Here is a 19,944-nt window from a genome sequence, read left to right on the forward strand (position 1 = left end):
CTCTATCCTTATTTGAGACGGTTTTCTAAATGCGGCACTAACTCTTTGTGTGCTTTACGCAATAGTGCCTCAGTTGCCTGCCAATTGATACAGGCGTCGGTAATAGAAACACCGTACTGCATCTCAGAAAGCGGTAAATCTGAGGATTGGTTACCTTCATTAATGTGGCTTTCAATCATCAAACCAATGATCGATTTGTTGCCTTCGCGAATTTGATGAATCACATCTTCGGCGACTAAAGGCTGACGACGGTAATCTTTGCGTGAATTGGCATGGCTACAATCCACCATCAATGACGCATCCAAACCCACTTTGGCCATGTCTTGCTCACACTCCGCCACCGACACAGAATCGTAGTTGGTCTGCTTACCACCACGCAGAATCACGTGACCATTTGGGTTACCTTGAGTCGTCAGCAATGACACTTGGCCTTCACGGTTGATCCCCATAAAACGGTGGCTTGAAGAGGCCGCTTGCATTGCGTTGATCGCCGTTGACAAGCTGCCATCCGTGCCATTTTTAAAACCAATCGGCATAGACAAACCACTGGCCATTTCACGGTGAGTTTGTGATTCTGTCGTACGCGCACCAATTGCAGCCCAACTGAATGTATCAGCCAAGTATTGCGGGCTAATTGGGTCGAGTGCTTCTGTCGCCAGAGGGATCTCCATTTCAGCCAGCTCCACCAGCAATTGACGGCCAACATGCAGACCATGCTCAATATCGAAGCTACCATCCAGATGAGGGTCGTTGATGAGCCCTTTCCAACCCACAGTTGTACGAGGTTTTTCAAAGTAAACACGCATCACAATATACAGTTGATCGCTTAACTCGGCGGAGAGCGCTTTTAGGCGACGCGCGTAATCCTTTGCCGCGTCCAGATCGTGAATAGAACAAGGACCACAAACCACCAGCAGACGATGATCTTGCTTATGAATAATATTGGCGACGGTATTACGCGACTCTTGAATGAAGCGGCGGGCGTTGTCGCTCAGTGGCAGTTTCTGTTTTAGCTGTTCTGGCGTAATCAGCACTTGTTCATCGCTGATATTAATATTGCTTAGTTCACTTTTCTGCATGACACTCAACCTGTATATTATTTTTTACACCCTCATATCCCTGAGAGTCGAAATCTGTTTGAACACAAGTTAACAGGGTTGAATTAAAAATCAACCGTAAACAATAAAAAACATCAAGTGTAAAAAATAATTTACACACAATAAAAAACCAAAGCGCCTCGCTTTGGTTTTCAAGTTCGTCTTTTGTTAAGTTTTAGTGGCCCAGTATGCGTAGCATGTTTTCTCTTGCTTCTTTCCATTGCGGCGCCATTTTCAGTTCAGAAAGGCTGAAGCTGCGTTTCTTCAACAAAGATAATGCCAAGGGAACCTCGACGATAGGCAGTGCGTCCAAGGCTGCCACTTGTGCATCGCGTTTATTGCACATCAAAAGCATGTCACAGCCCGCATTCAATGCTTGTAAAGCCCTATCTGCAGGGCCTCCCATCACGGCGGCCCCTTCCATGGTGAGATCATCAGAAAAAATTAAGCCCTTGAAACCCAATTGCTGGCGTAATACCTGTTTTAACCAATATTCTGAACCACTCGCTGGTTGAGGATCGTAATGCGGGTAAATCACATGTGCAGGCATCATGGCGTCTAATAGGCCTGCATCTATTTGCGTTTTGAAGATTGCCATATCCTGCTCAACAATATCGCTTCGTTGGTCAAACGGGGTTTCAAGATGCGAATCGGCCACCACGCCGCCATGACCTGGGAAGTGTTTGCCCGTTGTTGCCATCCCCACCGATTTCATGCCCTGCATGTAGGCACTGCTATGGCACAAAATAGTCTGCGTGTCTTCACCAAATGCTCGGTTGCCAATCGCTTTACATCCAAAGCCTTGGTCTAACACGGGGGCAAAACTCAGGTCGATATCATGAGCAATCAGTTCGGCCGCCATCAGCCAACCGCCCATTTGTGCCATCGCTTCCCCATTGGCCTGTTTGGCATATTCTGCCGCGGCGGGAATCAGAGAAAAACCCTCACGGAAACGCTGAACTCGCCCTCCCTCTTGGTCGACACCAATCAGAAAAGGACGTTTGACCACTTGGCGAATGGCCGAAGTGAGCGCCAACAGCTGCTCACTATCGTGATAGTTGCGGGTAAATAAGATCAATCCGCCAACGGATGGATGCTGTAAAATTTCTTTGTCTTCTGCATTCAGTTCATAACCTGCGACATCAACCCAAAGTGGCCCCATTTTTCTCTCCAAAATCGACGGAATATCTCAAACTCATCGAGGTTATTCCGAATGAATTTGCATTACAATGGTTGGCATGATGAAAACACAATGGAATTGAGTGTGAGCACAAAAGAGTTATATATCGGTGTCATGTCCGGCACGAGTATGGATGGGGTAGATTGTGCCCTCGTGGAGTTCGACCAAGAGCAAGTCCGCTTAATTGCCCACAGTGACTACCCGATGCCAGCAGACTTACGCCAGCAACTGCTCTCCGTTTGCACTGGGCAAGCCACCAACTTAAAGCAGATTGGCGAACTTGATCACCGTCTCGGTCATCTTTTTGCCGATGCCGTGATGGATTTGCTCAGCCAAGCAGGCGTCGACGCGAGCCAGATTAGCGCTATCGGTAATCATGGCCAAACGGTATTTCATCAACCGAATGGCGAGTTTCCTTTTACCACCCAATTGGGCGACGCCAACATTATTGCCACCCGCACCAACATTGACACCGTGGCAGATTTTCGTCGCAAAGACATGGCATTGGGCGGCCAAGGCGCCCCTTTAGTTCCGGCTTTTCATCAAAGTGTATTTGCGCTGCAAGATTCCACGACCGTGGTGTTGAACATCGGCGGGATTGCCAATATCTCAGTGCTCCACCCAACTCGCCCTGTTCTTGGTTACGACACAGGACCTGGGAATATGTTGATGGATGCTTGGTGTGAAACACACACACAACAGAATTATGACAAAGACGCACGGTTTGCTCTTCAAGGAGAGGTGAATGAGGCGTTACTGAATACGCTGTTGCAAGAGCCTTATTTGCATCAAGATGCCCCAAAGAGCACAGGGCGCGAGCTTTTCAATATGGAGTGGTTGAGAGCAAAATTACAAGGGCAGAACTATCGAAGCGAAGATGTACAGCGCACCTTGTGTGAGTACACCGCCTTAACCATTAGTAAAGAAGTTGAGCGCTTTCGCTATGGTCCAACACCGCAGTTGCTGGTTTGTGGTGGCGGCGCACGCAACCCACTGTTGATGCAACGATTGCAGCAGCAGCTGCCTCACTGGCAGGTCTCAACGACCGATGCAAAAGGGGTCAGTGGTGACTACATGGAAGCCATGGCGTTTGCTTGGTTGGCCTATCGCCACCTGCACCGCTTACCAAGCAATTTACCCGAAGTGACTGGCGCGAGCCGCTTGGCGAGCCTCGGTGTACTCTACCCCAAAGCCTAGATAAAACGCGGTGACGGGTAGATGCCTGCCACCGCGTGAAATTAGGCTTCTTGCACCTTGATCAAAGAGACTATCGTCTCTCCTTCTTTTGGCGAGAAGTTCGCACTGTTGTGGCAAATTTGCACACGCCCATTGGTATCCACCACAAACAGCGGCAATACGTAATTATTCGCGTGCGTCTCACGATAATCTGCGTACGTGTAGTTTTCACTGATCTTGGTGTGACGCACTTCCGCCCCTTGATTGATCAGACTGGCTAACTTTTTATAACTGATCGCCTCATCTAAGAATGGCAGCCCTTTGTAGCCATCGGACACCGAATGTTTGTCACCCGAGCCATTGCCATTGGACTTATCGTACAAACAGAAAATCCGCTTATCACTGAAGTCGTTGAGAAAGTGCATACACGCCATAATGTTGAAGTAGCGATCAGGACTCAGCGCCACCACATGCCCGATGCCAATTAAGTTGAGGTACTCATCAGCATGGCTCGATACCGGATTCCCAAAGTAGTGTTCTAAGCCTGCCATGCGTGCTTGACGAATGTAATCCCAGTTCGAATCCGTTAACACCACGCGGCAATCGTACTTGTTGATTGCCTGCGCTAATGTACGCGCAACATCGTTCGCTCCGATGATCAAGAAACCTTTTGGAGCGGGTTCTGACACCCCTAGTGCCACCGCCATCGGGCGAGCCGTTGCACTTTGCAGCACTACAGTACCAATAATCACCATAAAGGTAAGTGGCACTAACAACGCAGCCTCAGACATGCCGAGTGATTCTAACTTGATCGCAAATAACGACGAAATGGACGCGGCGACAATGCCACGTGGCGCCACCCAAGCCAGAAAAGCCTTTTCTTTACCATTAAGCGAGCTGCGTAGCGTAGAAAGATAGATAGATAGATACCGGGCGAGAGACAAACTGAATAAACGCGAATAAGACCAAGGCGCTGATGCCGAGTGTGTAAAAGTCTTCCGGCTGGATACGCGCCGCCAACAAAATGAACAAGCCAGTAATGAAGAGAATGGTGAGATGCTCTTTAAAGTGAAGAATATGCTTGATATCCACCCCTTTGGAGTTGGCTAACCACATCCCCATCACTGTGACCGTTAATAGACCCGATTCATGCTCCAGATGATTCGAGAGCGCAAACACGCCCAGCACTAAGCTTAAAACGGCAAACGGTTGTAGGTATTCAGGCAGCCAGCCACGGCGCAGTACCACCGCGAGAAACTGACCAAACAGAACGCCTAATCCAAGACCAATGGCCAGAATCCACGCTAATACCACCAAACTGTGCGTCTCACTGCTGGAGACAATGAACTCATACACCATCACCACAAACAGAGCACCGAGCGGATCGATTAAAATCCCCTCCCAACGCAAAATATTGGAGAGACGCGTCGATGGCCTAACAGTGCGCAGCAGCGGCACAATCACCGTTGGCCCAGTGACCACTGTCAAACTACCAAACAACAACGCAAGCGGCCAATCAAACCCCAGCAGATAGTGAGTTGCGGTACTGGTTAATCCCCATGAAACCACCGCACCGAGCGTCACTATGCTCCAAACGGTGTTACTGACACCGCGTATTTCGCGAAAGTTCAGCGTTAAGCTGCCTTCAAACAGAATCACAGCGACCGCTAATGACACCATAGGAAAAAGCAAATCGCCCAAAAGCAGCTCTGGCTGAAGCCAGCCACTCACCGGCCCAACCAATAAGCCCGCCACCAATAAAAATAGAATTGCAGGCAGTTTTAACCGCCAAGCAAACCACTGACAGGCAAGCCCTATTACCCCTATACCAGCAAGCCATAATGCGGTTGTTTCGGTTTGCATATCCGTTGCCTCATCCGTTGGGTTAATTAGTTTTGGTATTCATTCCAACCACGCTGCCATTCCATACGGAATTTTTGTGCTTGCTCTGTCCCTTCACAAACACCTTCATAGTATTGACCAGAGAGTCCCATCTGATAGGCAAAATCGGGGTTACAATATTCCGCTACCCCTTCAAGGTAACCTTGTTCATAGTCACTTTTGTTAACTTCACCTAACTCCGCCAACGCTTTATAGCTGCGCTGAGTGTGTCCTGCGATACCATCTTGATAACCAATTTGCTGCCAATCGCCTTGCTGAGCGAGTTGCTCTGTTGAAGCGACGCAACCCGCCAGCAGAAACACGGCCAATCCTAGCGCACTTGTTTTCATTCCATTTCCTTAACTGATTGTTTGTGCAAATACATTATCATCAAAACAGCGAATATGCCGCTCGTGCACAAAAAATAGTTTTGTTCCAACCATTGAGCAAACGTTAAAACCACTTAATTGGCCCATCGACCATTCAACTCGATATTCGACCACTGACTTCATCACCGAATGCATCTCGCCAAACCAAGCTTTACTATCCATCCTGAGCTTAATTAATTATCCAAGGACAAATTGCTATGATGTGGTTTCTTACCTGTGTCGCAGCCCTGATTGGCGGATACTTCATCTACGGTGCTTTCGTTGAGAAGGTATTTGGTATCAATGAAAATCGCCGTACCCCTGCCCATACAAAAACCGACGGCGTTGACTATGTGCCAATGTCGACCAAAAAAGTCTACTTAGTGCAACTCCTTAACATTGCTGGCGTTGGCCCTATCTTTGGTCCAATCATGGGTGCCCTATACGGCCCTGCGGCGATGCTTTGGATTGTTGTCGGCTGTATCTTCGCTGGTGCAGTACACGATTACTTCTCTGGCATGCTTTCTGTGCGTAACGGTGGTGCTTCTGTACCGACTATCACAGGTCGCTACCTCGGCAATGGCGCGAAACACTTTATGAACATTTTTGCCATTGTCTTGCTGCTGCTTGTTGGTGTGGTCTTCGTTTCCGCGCCTGCTGGCATGATCACCAATCTGATCAATGACCAAACCAGCTTCTCTGTGAGCATGACCACCATGGTTGTGGTGATTTTTGCTTACTACATCATCGCGACCATCGTACCGGTTGATAAAATCATCGGTCGCTTCTACCCACTGTTTGGTGCGTTGCTGATTTTCATGTCTGTTGGTCTGATGACGGCGATTGCGTTCTCTTCTGAGCACACGGTGATGGGTGATTTCCAAGTCAGCGACATGTTCACTAACTTGAACCCGAATGATATGCCTCTATGGCCAGCTCTGTTCATCACTATCGCCTGTGGTGCGATCTCTGGCTTCCACGCAACACAATCACCTTTGATGGCTCGTTGTATGGAAAACGAGAAAAACGGCCGCTTTGTCTTCTACGGCGCGATGATTGGTGAAGGTGTTATCGCACTGATCTGGTGTGCTATCGCACTCTCGTTTTTCGGCACTCTTGAAGGACTCGCAGAAGCAGTGAAAAACGGTGGCCCTGGCAACGTGGTTTACAGCGCATCATTTGGTCTGCTTGGCGTATTTGGTGGCGTGATTGCCTTCCTAGGTGTGGTGATTCTACCTATCACTTCGGGTGACACGGCATTCCGCTCTAGCCGTTTGATCCTTGCTGAATACTTCAACATGGAACAAAAAACCCTACGTAACCGACTATTAATGGCCGTTCCACTGTTCGTACTGGGTGGCATTCTGACTCAAGTCGATTTCGGCATCATTTGGCGTTACTTCGGTTTTGCCAACCAAACCACCGCAGTCATGATGTTGTGGACCGCATCAGCGTACCTACTGCGTCACAACAAGCTACATTGGATCACCACAGTACCTGCTTTCTTCATGACAACGGTTTGTGTGACCTTTATCCTCAACAACAGCGCGCTGGGCTTTGGTTTGCCAATGCAACTCTCCACCATTGCTGGCGTACTCTTCGCGGCAGCGGTAACCGGTTACGTGATTAAAACATCAAAAGGCAAAGGCGAAACGAACCTTGCCGATGAGGAAAAACCTCAAGGCGTCACTGAAACCGCTTAATCAATCCACCTTTGCTTGCTAAACCCAACAGAGCCTGCCAAGTGTAGGCTCTGTTTTTATCCACTAAACTCAGGCAGACTAACGCTTTCTCACTTTCGGTGTTGTCAATAATCGTGACTCACAAACGCTGATGCCACCGACAACAAACAGTAGCCACGAAGAGGCAATATGGAACTGGTGATTTCACTGCTACAACAGATGTGTGTCTATCTTGTTTTAGCCTATATGCTCAGCAAGACCCCCATCATCTTACCACTGCTGAACATCTCATCGCGTTTGAGCCATCGTGTTCTTTGCTACTTATTGTTTTCCGCCTTCTGTATCTTGGGCACCTACTTTGGTTTACACATCAATGACGCCATAGCCAATACTCGTGCGATTGGGGCGGTGATGGGTGGCTTGTTTGGTGGGCCAATTGTGGGCTTTGCGGTGGGATTAACCGGCGGCTTACATCGCTACAGCTTAGGGGGATTCACCGATTTAGCCTGCGCGATTTCGACCACGGCTGAAGGCTTGATTGGTGGCTTGCTGCATATCTATCTGATTAAGAGAAACAAAGGCGCACAGCTGTTTAATCCCTCTGTGGTGTTTAGCATCACCTTCGTCGCCGAAATCATGCAAATGATCATTTTGTTGGTCGTGGCAAAACCATTCGATCAAGCCTATAACCTCGTCTCCACCATCGCTGCACCGATGATCATTGCCAATTCGGTCGGTGCCGCGTTGTTTATGAGCATTTTGCAAGACAGAAAAACCATCTTTGAAAAGTACTCCGCCACCTTTTCGCGTCGGGCATTGACCATTGCGGATCGCTCTGTGGGTATCTTGCACACGGGCTTTAACAGTGCCAACGCAGAAAAAATCGCCCGCATTATTTATGAAGAAACCAATGTGGGCGCGGTTGCGATCACCGACCAAGAGAAGATCCTCGCGTTTGTCGGCATTGGCGATGATCACCACAAGCCTAATACGCCCATTTCGTCGCAAAGCACCCTTGATTCGATGAGTCAAAACGCCATCATTTACCTCGATGGTAGCGAGCGTCCATATCAATGCTCTCTCGCTGCCGACTGTAAATTGGGCTCGGCACTGATCATTCCACTGCGGGCAGGTAAAGAGGTGGTGGGAACCATTAAGCTGTACGAGCCGAAGCGCAAGTTGTTTTCAACCATTAATATGTCGATGGCCGAAGGCATTGCCCAACTGCTTTCCAGCCAAATTCTCTATGGCGATTATCAGCAACAACAAACGCTGCTGACGCAATCGGAGATTAAGCTGCTGCATGCTCAAGTGAATCCGCATTTCTTATTCAACGCGCTAAACACGATTAGCGCGGTGATTCGTCGCGATCCTGATAAAGCACGCGAACTGATTCAAAATTTGTCGCACTTCTTTCGCAGCAACTTAAAACAGAACATCAACACCGTCACACTGAAAGAAGAGCTGGCGCATGTGAATGCCTACCTCAGCATTGAAAAAGCACGTTTTGCTGACCGCCTAGAGATAGAGATTGATATCACACCAGAGCTGTTGGACATCAAACTGCCCAGCTTTACCTTGCAGCCTTTGGTGGAAAACGCCATTAAGCATGGTATTTCAAATATGCTTGAGGGAGGACGGGTACGCATTTACAGCCAATCTTGTGAGCAAGGTGATGTCATCGTGGTCGAAGATAATGCAGGTAGCTATCAGCCCCCAGCAGAAAATCATTCAGGACTGGGAATGGAAATAGTCGATAAACGGCTGACGCACCATTTTGGGCGTGACTCAGCACTAAAAATCGAGGCGAAAGAGCATCAATTTACTAAAATGAGCTTTATCATTCCCCGCAGCCATCACACTTCAATTTAGCCAACAAGGTAGTAAACGGATGTTGACCGCACTGGTAATCGACGATGAACCTTTTGCTCGCGAAGAGCTTACAGACCTGCTTAGCGAAACAGGTGACATTGATGTGATTGGCGACGCCGCCAACGCGATTGTCGGCTTAAAGAAAATTAATGAGTTAAAACCGGATGTGGTGTTTCTCGATATCCAGATGCCACAAGTTACGGGCATTGAACTGCTAGGGATGATGGATCCCGACACCATGCCTTACGTTGTCTTCGTCACCGCTTACGATCAATACGCTATCCAAGCTTTTGAAGACAATGCGTTTGATTACCTACTCAAGCCCGTTGATCCAGAACGCTTACGCAAAACGGTTAAACGCCTGAGTAAAGCCGCCAGTCATTCCGCCTTGAGCCAGCACATCGCCAGTTTAGCCCCAGAGACCCTCGATCAAATTCCCTGCATTGGTCACAACCGCATTGTGATCATGGCGACAGAGAGCGTTGAATGCGCCTACAGCGACATCAGTGGTGTGCATGTGCGCTCAGCCAGCCAAACCGCCAGTACTCAGCTCACCTTAAAAGTGCTGGAAGAAAAAACCTCATTGGTGCGCTGCCACCGCCAATACCTGATCAGTATTAAAGCCATCAGCGAGATCAAACTGCTGGAAAATGGTTTAGCGGAAATCATCACTAAAACTGGATTTGAAGTGCCCGTCAGTCGCCGCTACCTGAAATTGCTCAAAGAGATGCTGGGACTCAGCCATTAAAAATGGCGATACTGAGATCGCCATTACTAAGACCTGTTGACCTTAGGTATTAAAATCAGGGTGACTCGTTAGTCAATCTGCTTAATTTGCAGCTCTTTAGGCACTTCAAAGAACATGTTCTCTTCACGGCCTAGCACTTCTTCAACCGATTGAGCACCCAACTCTTTAATGCGAGTTAGGATTTGATTGACCAGTTCTTCTGGTGCAGAGGCCCCTGCCGTTACGCCCACTTTGACTTTGCCATCAAACCATTGTGGCTCAATGTCTTGCGGACAATCTGTTAAGTAAGCAGGTGTGCCTAGTTTTTCCGCCAACTCTTTTAGTCGGGTCGAGTTTGAGGAGTTCTTTGAACCAACTACCACTACCACGTCGACATCTTTCGCCAATTCACGCACCGCATCCTGGCGGTTTTGTGTCGCATAGCAGATATCGTCTTTGCGTGGGCCTTGGATCTCTGGGAAAACACGACGCAACTCATCAATCACGTCCGCGGTTTCATCCACCGATAAAGTCGTTTGGCTTACGTAGTGCAAGTTGCTCGGATCTTTAACAATGGCTTTCAAGCCAAGTACATCTTCCGGTTTTTCTACAAGGTACATGCCACCCTGCAAGCTGGCATATTGACCCATGGTACCTTCTACCTCTGGGTGGCCCGCATGACCGATCAGCACCACTTCCATATGCTTACGGCTGGCTCTCGCCACTTCCATATGTACTTTCGTCACCAATGGGCATGTCGCATCAAACACAGTTAGCGCACGCTCTTTGGCTTCCTGACGCACCGCTTGAGACACGCCATGAGCAGAGAAAATAACAATATTGTCGTCTGGCACTTCATGCAACTCTTCGACAAAGATCGCGCCGCGCTGCTTTAAGCCTTCCACCACAAAACGGTTGTGCACCACTTCATGGCGTACGTAGATAGGCGGTTGATACAGTTCCAGTGCACGCTCAACAATACTGATGGCACGGTCGACACCCGCACAGAATCCACGTGGGTTCGCTAACAAGATTTTCATTTCATTGCTCATGGTAGTTTTCTTTTCGCTGGCTATTCTACTGACAAAATTTCAACTTCAAAAGTCACATCTTGGCCTGCAAGTGGGTGATTGAAATCCACCGTCACTGAATCACCAGCAATTTCAGTAATGATGCCTGGGATCTCCATGCCATCTGGCCCGCTGAACGCCATAATGGTGCCGACTTCCACTTGCGCTTCGCCAACAAATTTCGTGCGGTCCATATGGTGAATATGGTCTGGGTTAGGCATGCCAAAAGCGTCCGCTGCTTTTAGCTCAATCGCTTTGTTTTCCCCTACGGTGAGACCAAGCAAACACTGCTCAAAATTCTCACTTAAACTGCCATCGCCCATAACAAACTTCGCGGGTTTGCCCATATTGTGCGTACTGTCTGCGACAGAACCGTCATTCATTTTTATCGTAAAATGCAGTGTGACTGCGGAATTATTATTGATTGTACTCACGTTACTGCTTCCTTGAGGTCATTATTGTTTTTGTTGGTGTATACCCTAAATAGTGGGAGTTGCGGCTAGGCGACAAGATAATTCATCCCTATGAGCATAATGCGCTATGTGATTAGGGCGGCTGGCGTACCGGGAAATTATCGCAGTCAACAACGCTGCAGCTTCAAATATGACGGGTATACTAAAAAGCGTCGCCAGAATCAACCGACGACGCTTAGGGTTATTCGCGATCTCGCAAAGATTACTTCTCTTCTTCCTTTTTCCGGAAGCCATCGAGAATGATCATCGCCGCGCCAAGACAAATTGCCGTGTCGGCTAAGTTGAACGCAGGCCAATGGTAAGTACCCCAGTAAAAATCGAGGTAATCCACCACAAAGCCATGCACCATGCGATCAAACACGTTGCCAATCGCACCACCAATGATCATGGCATAAGCGACATTATTCCATTTTTCTGCCGCTGGTAGCTTGCTCATCCAGTAGGTCAATAGACCCGTGACCACAAAAGCAATACTGGTAAATAACCAGCGCTGCCAACCGGCTTGCTCGCTCAAAAAGCTAAATGCGGCACCGTAGTTATGCACATAGAGCAGGTTAAAGAAAGGCAAAACCTCAATGCGATTTGCCCAGCCATACCCCATGTTTTCCATCACAATGAATTTAATACCGATATCGGCTAAAAACACCACCAGTGCCAGCCACAACCAACGTACACCCGTTTGTTTGAATATCTGCGCTTTACCGCTCATCTTTCTTCCTAAAAATAACCCCAGTCGATACTGGGGCTATAAAATTTAAAAAAAGTTCAATCGTATTAAAGAGACCGATTAAGCGAACTTACGCGCTTCGCCTTCACCATCCACGTTCGACACACAACGGCCACAAATCTTCTCGTGACCTTCAATGGTGCCTACGTCTGGAGTGTGGTGCCAACAACGGTCACACTTCTCAGCTTCCGTTGCACGAACTTCGACGAACAGACCTTCGATGTCGGTGGCTTGCGCAGCATCTGATTTCTCGCTCAGTGGTTTCACTGTTGCGGCAGACGTGAGCAGAACAAAGCGCAGTTCATCTTCCAGCTTGTTGATTTTCGCCGCTAGGGCATCGTCAGCAAATAGAGTCAATTCTGCTTGTAGAGAACCACCAATGGTTTTATCACTACGTGCCGCTTCCAGCAGTTTGTTCACCGCACCACGCACTTTCTGCATTTCAGACCAGAATGCGTTGTTCAGTTCTTCACCTTCAGCAAGACCAAACAGACCATCGAACCACTCACCGGTGAAGACGAACTTGTCACGGCTTTCTCCACCAGGAAGAGAAGCTGGCATTTGGTTCCAGATTTCGTCGGCAGTGAACGACATAATCGGTGCCATCCAACGAACCAAGGCTTCTACGATGTAGTACAGCGCGGTTTGACAGCTACGTTGCGCGTGACCACCCAGTTTGGCGGTGTACTGACGGTCTTTGATCACATCAAGATAGAATGAACCCATCTCGATAGAGCAGAAGTGCATCAAGCGCTGTGTGACTGCGTGCGTGTTGTACTCATCGTACGCTTTAACAATTTCATTTTGCGCCGCTAGTGCACGACCAACTGCCCAACGGTCAAGCGCGACCATCTCTTCAACTGGCACGATATCCGTTTCAGGATTGAAGCCGTTCAAGTTAGCAAGGAAGAAGCGCGCTGTGTTACGAATACGGCGGTAAGCGTCGGCTGAACGTTTTAAGATTTCGTCAGAAACCGCAACTTCACCCGTGTAGTCTGTAGAAGCAACCCATAGACGCAGGATGTCTGCACCCAGTTTGTTGGTGACATCTTTTGGTGCAACCACGTTACCGATCGATTTCGACATTTTACGACCATGGCCGTCAACCACGAAACCGTGCGTCAACACTTGCTTATAAGGCGCTTTGCCTTTCATCGCAATAGAAGAGATCAATGAAGATTGGAACCAACCACGGTGTTGGTCTGAACCTTCAAGGTACATATCTGCTTCCGCACCGTTGAACTCTTCACGTTTGTCTACCACTGCGTAGTGTGTCACACCAGAGTCAAACCAAACATCTAGGGTATCCAGGACTTTCTCATATTGAGCTGCGTCATCACCAAGCAATTCCGCTGCATCGATATCCCACCATGCTTGAATGCCTTTTTGCTCCACCACTTGAGCGACTTTTTCAATCAACTCAGACGTGTTTGGATGCAACTCTGCGGTTTCTTTGTGTACGAAAAGGGCAATTGGCACACCCCAAGTACGTTGACGTGAGATACACCATTCAGGACGACCTTCGATCATCCCTTCGATACGGCTTTGACCCCACTCAGGCATCCACTGAACACCTTTGATAGACTCAAGCGCTTTAGCACGTAGGCCTGCTTGGTCCATAGAGACGAACCATTGAGGAGTTGCACGGAAGATGATCGGCGTTTTATGGCGCCAGCAATGTGGGTAGCTGTGCTCGTAAGCGTGGTGATGCAATAGCGCGCCTTTTTCTTTTAGCGTTTCTACTACAGCGTCATTCGCTTTAAATACGTGCTGACCAGCAAATAGTTCTGTGTCTGGTAGGTAAACACCGTTTGAACCCACTGGGTTTGCCACTTCTAGGTTGTACTTTTGGCCAACTGCAAAGTCTTCCTGACCGTGACCAGGCGCAGTGTGAACCACACCAGTACCTGAGTCAGTCGTCACGTGATCACCAAGGATCGCCGGAACAGTGAAATCGTAGAATGGGTGTTGGAACTGAGTAAGCTCAAGCTCTGCACCTTTGGCAAAACCAAGGTTATGGAAGTGCTCGATACCCGCACGATCCATCACGTCTTTCGCCAATTCCGCCGCAACGATAATACGCTCAGGGTTGTCACCCTCAACTTGGATAAGCACGTACTCAAGATCATCACGCAGACACACTGCGCGGTTTGCAGGAAGTGTCCAAGGCGTGGTTGTCCAGATGACGATGGAAACGTCACCTTGACCTTGATGGCCTTCATTCAAAGAGAATTTCGCTAATAGCTCGGCTTCATCCGCAGCTTTAAAGCGCACATCAATAGAAGGAGACACTTTGTTCTTGTACTCAACTTCCGCTTCTGCCAATGCAGAACCACAATCGGTACACCAGTGAACAGGTTTGAAACCTTTCAATAAGTGGCCGTTATCAGCGATCTGACCAAGCGCACGGATGATGTTAGCTTCCGTCGTGAAGTCCATGGTGCGGTAAGGTTTATCCCACTCACCCATGATGCCAAGACGTTTAAAGCTCTCTTTTTGACCTTCTACTTGGCCTGCTGCGTATTCACGACATTTTTCACGGAACTCAGCAGCAGTCACTTTTTGACCTGGCTTACCCACTTTTTTCTCTACCATCAATTCAATTGGCAGACCGTGGCAGTCCCAACCTGGAACGTAAGGTGCGTCAAAACCTGAAAGTGTTTTGGATTTAATAATAATGTCTTTAAGAATCTTGTTTAGTGCGTGACCAATGTGAATATCACCGTTTGCATATGGAGGACCATCGTGCAACACAAATGATTTCTTGCCTTTTTTCGCTTTACGGATTTCACCGTAAAGGTCTTCTTGATACCAACGCTTTAGCATTTCTGGCTCACGTTTAGCCAGATCGCCGCGCATCGGAAACCCTGTTTCAGGTAAGTTCAGGGTATCTTTATACTCACTCATCGATTCTTAATTCCGTTATATTGGGCGAAAGTTAGACATTATGTTGTTCGGTGGAATAAACCGTTCAACGCTTTAGCTGACGCAGCCACACCCTTGCTGCCTCAGCATCCAATTCAATTTGCTGTTTGAGTGCGTCAAAAGACTCAAACTTCTTTTCATCACGCAGTTTATGCAAAAGTACCACTTCTAACTGCTTGCCATACAAGTTGGCTTGAAAGTCGAATAAATGTACCTCTAACTGCTGACGAACGCCGTTAACCGTCGGTCTTTGGCCAATATTGACCACACCACCAATCGGTTTGTTATCCAAGCCTAACGCTTGAACGACATACACGCCAGAGACGGGAGAAACACAGCGTTTTAGCGGAATATTGGCGGTAGGAAAACCTATCGTCCTGCCTAATTTACGGCCATGTGAAACACGTCCGCTAATGCTGTAATCCCGCCCTAACATTTGAGCGGCAACCGCTAGCTGATCGTGAGCAAGCGCTTCACGAATGGCGGTACTACTGACTCTTAACTGCGCTAAACAGAAGCTTTGGGTATTCACTACGGTGAAACCGTATTTTTTGCCCGCTTCTTGCAGCATGGCAAAATTGCCTTGTCTTGCTTTACCAAAACAAAAGTCATCGCCAACAACGAGAAACTTAACACCCAAACGCTCAACCAACAAGTCGCGAATAAAGGCATCCGCATCTAAGGAAGCGAAATGACGATTAAAGTTGACGCACAACAATCGGTCGATCTCAAGCTTACCCAATTGGACAAACTTATCGCGTAAACGCGTTAAGCGCGCAGGGGCTTTCTCTTTGGCAAACAGCTCTAAAGGCTGAGGTTCAAATGTCATCACGACAGAAGGTAACGACATTTCCCTAGCTCGCAGAGAGACCTGACGCAACACTTCTTGGTGCCCTAAATGCACACCATCAAAGTTACCTATGGTCAATACACAGCCGCGATGCTGTGGTTTTATATTGTGTATACCTCGTATCAGTTCCATTTGGATACAGCGAAATGCCTCTGTTTTCGTTTTATACAGTGTCAAACTGGCGGATTATATACCAATCCACCTTACTCTGTCCCAGCTTTTAGGTCTTTTACCCGAATCCCGAGCAAAAAGGCACAAGCAACGTACGCCAATGCGCCAAAGCCGATCAACATCGTCAACATTGCTGCACGATGGGCGGTGGTCCACTCAAGCCAAACACTCATCTCATCAAGTTGCCACAAAATCGCCGCCACCATCACCGCACCAGAAAGCACTAAACGACTGATAAATAAAAACGTACGTCGAGAGATTTTATAAACACCAGCGATATGCAAACCTCGATACAACAGTGCCATGTTAACAAAGGCAGACAAAGCGGTCGCAATAGCCAAACCAACATAACCATAGAACCAAGCAAAAATGGCGTTAAACACCATGTTGGTCACCATAGCAACAATGCCATATTTCACTGGCGTTTTAGTGTCTTGACGAGAATAGTAGCCAGGCGCGAGTACCTTAATCAGCATAAAATTCAACAACCCAGAAGCGTACGCCAAAAGAGACAGAGAGGCTTGATGCACATCTTGTGGGGTAAACTCACCACGCATAAACAGCACCATCAGCATTGGCTTGGCCAATACCATCAAACCGAGCATTGCTGGAATGCCTAGTAAGGTGACCATGCGAACCCCCCAATCCATGGTATGGGCAAAACCCTCGCTGTGTGCATCAACATGTTTGCGAGAAAGCGCAGGAAGGATCACCGTTGCAATGGCAATACCAAATAGACCCAGAGGGAACTCGAGCAAGCGATCAGAATAGTAAAGCCATGAAATCGAACCGGTTTGCAGGAAGCTGGCGATAAAGGTATCAAACAATAAGTTAATTTGACTGACCGATACCCCAAATAAAGCGGGGATCATCAAGGTACGGATTTTGACCACGCCCGGATCGCGCCAACCCCACTTCGGTTTGACTAAAACCCCCGCTTTAATAAGGAAGGGCATTTGAAAAAGAAACTGTACTAAACCACCCAGAAACACCCCTATCGCCAAACCCACTTCAGGTTGAGCCATGATCGGTGATATGTACCATGCACTGAGAATGATCATCACGTTGAGAAAAACGGGTGTAAATGAGGACACCGCGAATTTGCCCATGGTATTGAGAATCGCACCAGACAAGGCAACAAAGGTAATAAACCAAAGATAGGGAAAGGTGATTTTGAGCATAAAGCTGGCAAGCTCAAATTTTTCCGCGGCTGGCCCACCATGTAACCAGTCAATAAACCATCCCGCGCCAAATAATGCCGTGACAACGCCAGAACCGAGCACCCCTAAAATCGTCACGACGGAAACGATCACTCCGAGCGTCCCTGATGCTTTAGCGATGAGATCCCGTGTTTTGTTTAGATCGCCACTGGCGTGGTATTCCGTCAGTACTGGCACAAAGGCTTGAGAGAACGCTCCCTCAGCAAAAAGTCTTCTTAAGAAATTCGGAATTTTGTTGGCAAAGAAAAATACGTCGGCACTGGCACCTGCGCCCATTAAATTGGCGACAACCACATCGCGCACTAAGCCTAAAACACGAGAAACCAACGTCATAGCGCTGACGATCATGCCGGACTTGAGTAGTCGTTTACTCACTGTAACCTCGAAATATCACCGTAGCTTAACTTTTATCCGTCTTTTGTTAGGACAGACGCGGATATTTATTAGCATTGGTCTAAAAATGCTGATAGAATCCCCGCCATCTTAACCGCGATGCCCTTTCTTACCAAAACTTGTTTTGGTCGCGATGGGTTTTTGCACAAATCATTTGACAATCGGGCATAAATGAGGGATATTCCTCGCCCTTAAATTGTCACCGAACTAAAGTTTTTGGGAGTTAGACCCTTGGCAAATAACAAATCTGCTAAGAAGCGCGCTATCCAAGCTGAGAAACGTCGTCAGCACAATGCTAGCCGTCGTTCAATGATGCGCACTTACATGAAAAAAACTGTTGCTGCAATCGCTGCTGGCGATAAAGAAGCTGCAACTGCTGCATTCGCTGTAGTTACACCGATCCTAGACCGCATGGCGACTAAAGGCCTTATTCACAAGAATAAAGCAGCTCGTCACAAGTCTCGTTTCGCTGCACAAATCAAAGCTCTTTAATAGAGTCTCGATTCAGTGAAAAAAGCCGGCTTTATGCCGGTTTTTTTATTGCTATCAAATTACCCATATAAAAAAGCTGGCTTGTAAGCCAGCTTTTCTTTTCTACACGGCACGCAAAAGCATTATTCTTCGCAATAAAGACTGTGCAGCAGTTTAATCATTGCTTTTACTTCTTCACTTTTCAGAGTGTAGTAAACCGTTTGTGCTTCTTTACGCGTGGTCACCAAACCATCACGACGCAACCATGCCAGATGCTGAGACAATGCAGACTGACTTAATTGCAATTTGGCACAAAGTTCCCCGACCGATAGCTCTTGATTGTGTAGCATGCATAAGATTTGCAGGCGTCTTTCATTGGCCATGGCTTTGAGTAATACGACAGCTTTAGCAGAATTCTGCTCCATATCTTTTAAGTTCATGTGTTGGTCCTCTAGCTACAACTCACATGTCCCAACGGTTGTTGCAGATAGTTGTGTTAAACAATTTTATAATTTAGGTTTATATTTTTGTAGATAGTAATCTATTTGGGGTATTCAAGGGAACGGTTTCATTCAAACAATTGGCTAAAATCTGCGTCACATACATTCTTTACTGCGGGATGTTGAATCATACGCTCAGCAAAGATCACGTAATACTCTTCTTTGAGATCGTCAACATGGCCAATGAGTTGTAAAGTCAGATCTTCTTCGATTTCTGAGATATAGACGGTCGGGGCAAGGAAAATGACGTCATCATGGTAGCGAGCAAAGGCTTTCATTAGGGCCACATCATCAAATTCCCCTAAGACATCAGGTTGAATCCCTTGGCGATCAAACCACTGTAAAACCTTACGCCCCATCGCTGTTCGGCTCCCAGGAATCAACAGTTTTTTCTGCTCCAAAATTGCGGGAAATTCAGCATTATCTATTTTGGTGGAAGAGAAGAAACTCATGCTCGACTCACCCAGTTTCTTACTATATAGGCCGGGACTTTGTGTCGAGTCGACAGGACAATCAGACAGAATCATGTCGAGCTTGTGTTGTGCCAAACGTTCCAGCAGCAATTCGTGCGTCGATTCGTAACAACATAAGTGGATTTTTTTGTCTTGAGGTACAGTGGTTTTCAGCACCTTACTCACTAGCCGTTTTGACAACGCATCAGCAACACCGACTTCAAATAGAATATTGGCATGCTGGCTATAGTTGACGATATCGAGCATTTCGTAACTTAAACCGAACATACGGTCAGCGTATTTGAATACCAATTGCCCAAGCTCAGTGGGTTCAACGGTACGGCCGTTTCGCTTTGTCAGCTTGCCTTTCATGCGATCTTCTAGCGCTTTGATCTGTCCAGTCACCGTTTGTGGCGTGAGAAACAGCGCGTCTGCCGCTTTAGTAACGGAACCTTGCTTACAAACCATCCAGAAATAGTAGAGGTGATTATAATTGAGATGTGACATAACCCTTCCTTAAAAGAAACCACTGCCGTCCCTGAGAACGTGACAAATATGACAGACGTCGCCAATTATATCGGAAAAACCGAATTTAAAACGCAATAACATTAAAAAAAACAGAACCAATCAATTTCATATTGTCATATTTTGTGACATACCACCCACTAATTGAACAAAAAAACAACCGCTTGAGATGAAGTGAAAAACA

General features: G+C 47.5%; 16 protein-coding genes and 1 pseudogene. 5 read left to right on the forward strand and 12 right to left on the reverse strand.

Annotation, left to right across the window (positions count from 1 at the left end; all coding sequences use genetic code 11):
• Nucleotides 1-8 precede the first annotated feature (8 nt).
• Nucleotides 9-1,079, reverse strand: a complete 1,071-nt coding sequence (locus PQQ36_RS11635; protein WP_118893943.1) for a 3-deoxy-7-phosphoheptulonate synthase — start codon at nt 1,077-1,079, stop codon at nt 9-11.
• A 193-nt stretch (nt 1,080-1,272) separates the two neighbouring features.
• Complete coding sequence (gene nagZ / locus PQQ36_RS11640) at nt 1,273-2,259, reverse strand: beta-N-acetylhexosaminidase (RefSeq protein ID WP_118893944.1); 987 nt, start codon at nt 2,257-2,259, stop codon at nt 1,273-1,275.
• Between the two features lie 51 nt (nt 2,260-2,310).
• Between nagZ and PQQ36_RS11645 the strand changes: the two genes are divergently transcribed.
• Nucleotides 2,311-3,474: an anhydro-N-acetylmuramic acid kinase gene (locus tag PQQ36_RS11645; RefSeq protein ID WP_273661241.1), complete on the forward strand. Its 1,164-nt coding sequence runs from the start codon at nt 2,311-2,313 to the stop codon at nt 3,472-3,474.
• A 41-nt stretch (nt 3,475-3,515) separates the two neighbouring features.
• On the opposite strand, the pseudogene PQQ36_RS11650 reads toward PQQ36_RS11645, so the two are convergent.
• Nucleotides 3,516-5,316, reverse strand: a pseudogene (locus PQQ36_RS11650) (cation:proton antiporter).
• 26 nt (nt 5,317-5,342) lie between these two features.
• Entirely contained in the window at nt 5,343-5,684 is a 342-nt protein-coding gene (locus tag PQQ36_RS11655) for a DUF2799 domain-containing protein (RefSeq protein WP_011149558.1), read from the reverse strand.
• A gap of 236 nt (nt 5,685-5,920) precedes the next feature.
• Here PQQ36_RS11655 and PQQ36_RS11660 point away from each other — a divergent pair, with 236 nt between their 5' ends.
• The 3 genes from PQQ36_RS11660 to btsR all read left to right on the forward strand — a co-directional run bounded on the left by PQQ36_RS11660 (nt 5,921) and on the right by btsR (nt 10,004).
• Nucleotides 5,921-7,405 (forward strand): carbon starvation CstA family protein, encoded by a 1,485-nt coding sequence (locus PQQ36_RS11660; protein ID WP_263188747.1) that lies wholly within the window; start codon nt 5,921-5,923, stop codon nt 7,403-7,405.
• A gap of 168 nt (nt 7,406-7,573) precedes the next feature.
• The gene (locus tag PQQ36_RS11665) at nt 7,574-9,256 is read left to right on the forward strand and encodes a sensor histidine kinase (protein WP_263188749.1); all 1,683 of its coding nucleotides are present in this window, start codon (nt 7,574-7,576) and stop codon (nt 9,254-9,256) included.
• A gap of 19 nt (nt 9,257-9,275) precedes the next feature.
• Nucleotides 9,276-10,004 (forward strand): two-component system response regulator BtsR, encoded by a 729-nt coding sequence (gene btsR, locus PQQ36_RS11670; RefSeq protein WP_011078592.1) that lies wholly within the window; start codon nt 9,276-9,278, stop codon nt 10,002-10,004.
• Nucleotides 10,005-10,072: 68 nt separating this feature from the next.
• On the opposite strand, the gene ispH is transcribed toward btsR, so the two are convergent.
• The 6 genes from ispH to murJ all read right to left on the reverse strand — a co-directional run bounded on the left by ispH (nt 10,073) and on the right by murJ (nt 17,794).
• On the reverse strand, nt 10,073-11,035 hold the full coding sequence (gene ispH, locus PQQ36_RS11675; protein WP_011078593.1) for a 4-hydroxy-3-methylbut-2-enyl diphosphate reductase: 963 nt from the start codon (nt 11,033-11,035) through the stop codon (nt 10,073-10,075).
• A gap of 20 nt (nt 11,036-11,055) precedes the next feature.
• Nucleotides 11,056-11,487: an FKBP-type peptidyl-prolyl cis-trans isomerase gene (gene fkpB, locus PQQ36_RS11680; protein WP_060532465.1), complete on the reverse strand. Its 432-nt coding sequence runs from the start codon at nt 11,485-11,487 to the stop codon at nt 11,056-11,058.
• Nucleotides 11,488-11,728: 241 nt separating this feature from the next.
• Entirely contained in the window at nt 11,729-12,235 is a 507-nt protein-coding gene (gene lspA, locus PQQ36_RS11685) for a signal peptidase II (RefSeq protein ID WP_072610785.1), read from the reverse strand.
• 78 nt (nt 12,236-12,313) lie between these two features.
• On the reverse strand, nt 12,314-15,160 hold the full coding sequence (ileS, locus tag PQQ36_RS11690) for an isoleucine--tRNA ligase (RefSeq protein ID WP_072610784.1): 2,847 nt from the start codon (nt 15,158-15,160) through the stop codon (nt 12,314-12,316).
• Between the two features lie 64 nt (nt 15,161-15,224).
• Complete coding sequence (gene ribF, locus PQQ36_RS11695; protein WP_273661243.1) at nt 15,225-16,160, reverse strand: bifunctional riboflavin kinase/FAD synthetase; 936 nt, start codon at nt 16,158-16,160, stop codon at nt 15,225-15,227.
• Between the two features lie 71 nt (nt 16,161-16,231).
• Nucleotides 16,232-17,794, reverse strand: a complete 1,563-nt coding sequence (gene murJ / locus PQQ36_RS11700) for a murein biosynthesis integral membrane protein MurJ (protein ID WP_045596271.1) — start codon at nt 17,792-17,794, stop codon at nt 16,232-16,234.
• A gap of 249 nt (nt 17,795-18,043) precedes the next feature.
• Between murJ and rpsT the strand changes: the two genes are divergently transcribed.
• A complete protein-coding gene (gene rpsT, locus PQQ36_RS11705; protein ID WP_011078599.1) occupies nt 18,044-18,304 on the forward strand; it encodes a 30S ribosomal protein S20 in 261 nt (86 codons plus the stop codon).
• Nucleotides 18,305-18,426: 122 nt separating this feature from the next.
• On the opposite strand, the gene PQQ36_RS11710 is transcribed toward rpsT, so the two are convergent.
• The gene (locus PQQ36_RS11710; protein WP_011078600.1) at nt 18,427-18,723 is read right to left on the reverse strand and encodes an ArsR/SmtB family transcription factor; all 297 of its coding nucleotides are present in this window, start codon (nt 18,721-18,723) and stop codon (nt 18,427-18,429) included.
• A 128-nt stretch (nt 18,724-18,851) separates the two neighbouring features.
• Nucleotides 18,852-19,742 carry a transcriptional activator NhaR gene (gene nhaR, locus PQQ36_RS11715; protein WP_011078601.1) on the reverse strand — a complete coding sequence of 297 codons (891 nt, stop codon included), beginning with the start codon at nt 19,740-19,742 and terminating at the stop codon, nt 18,852-18,854.
• Between the last annotated feature and the right edge of the window lie 202 nt (nt 19,743-19,944).

This window comes from Vibrio sp. CCUG 15886 (genome assembly GCF_028570825.1).
GTDB classification, from domain to species: domain Bacteria; phylum Pseudomonadota; class Gammaproteobacteria; order Enterobacterales; family Vibrionaceae; genus Vibrio; species Vibrio vulnificus_B.

Coding starts and splice junctions, on each gene's coding strand:
- ileS (WP_072610784.1), bottom strand. CDS start 15,160: ATGAGTGAGTATAAAGATACCCTGAACTTACCTGAAACAGGGTTTCCG.
- PQQ36_RS11635 (WP_118893943.1), bottom strand. CDS start 1,079: ATGCAGAAAAGTGAACTAAGCAATATTAATATCAGCGATGAACAAGTG.
- PQQ36_RS11710 (WP_011078600.1), bottom strand. CDS start 18,723: ATGAACTTAAAAGATATGGAGCAGAATTCTGCTAAAGCTGTCGTATTA.
- ispH (WP_011078593.1), bottom strand. CDS start 11,035: ATGAGCAATGAAATGAAAATCTTGTTAGCGAACCCACGTGGATTCTGT.
- btsR (WP_011078592.1), top strand. CDS start 9,276: ATGTTGACCGCACTGGTAATCGACGATGAACCTTTTGCTCGCGAAGAG.
- nagZ (WP_118893944.1), bottom strand. CDS start 2,259: ATGGGGCCACTTTGGGTTGATGTCGCAGGTTATGAACTGAATGCAGAA.
- lspA (WP_072610785.1), bottom strand. CDS start 12,235: ATGAGCGGTAAAGCGCAGATATTCAAACAAACGGGTGTACGTTGGTTG.
- PQQ36_RS11660 (WP_263188747.1), top strand. CDS start 5,921: ATGATGTGGTTTCTTACCTGTGTCGCAGCCCTGATTGGCGGATACTTC.
- ribF (WP_273661243.1), bottom strand. CDS start 16,160: ATGGAACTGATACGAGGTATACACAATATAAAACCACAGCATCGCGGC.
- PQQ36_RS11665 (WP_263188749.1), top strand. CDS start 7,574: ATGGAACTGGTGATTTCACTGCTACAACAGATGTGTGTCTATCTTGTT.
- PQQ36_RS11645 (WP_273661241.1), top strand. CDS start 2,311: ATGAATTTGCATTACAATGGTTGGCATGATGAAAACACAATGGAATTG.
- nhaR (WP_011078601.1), bottom strand. CDS start 19,742: ATGTCACATCTCAATTATAATCACCTCTACTATTTCTGGATGGTTTGT.
- PQQ36_RS11655 (WP_011149558.1), bottom strand. CDS start 5,684: ATGAAAACAAGTGCGCTAGGATTGGCCGTGTTTCTGCTGGCGGGTTGC.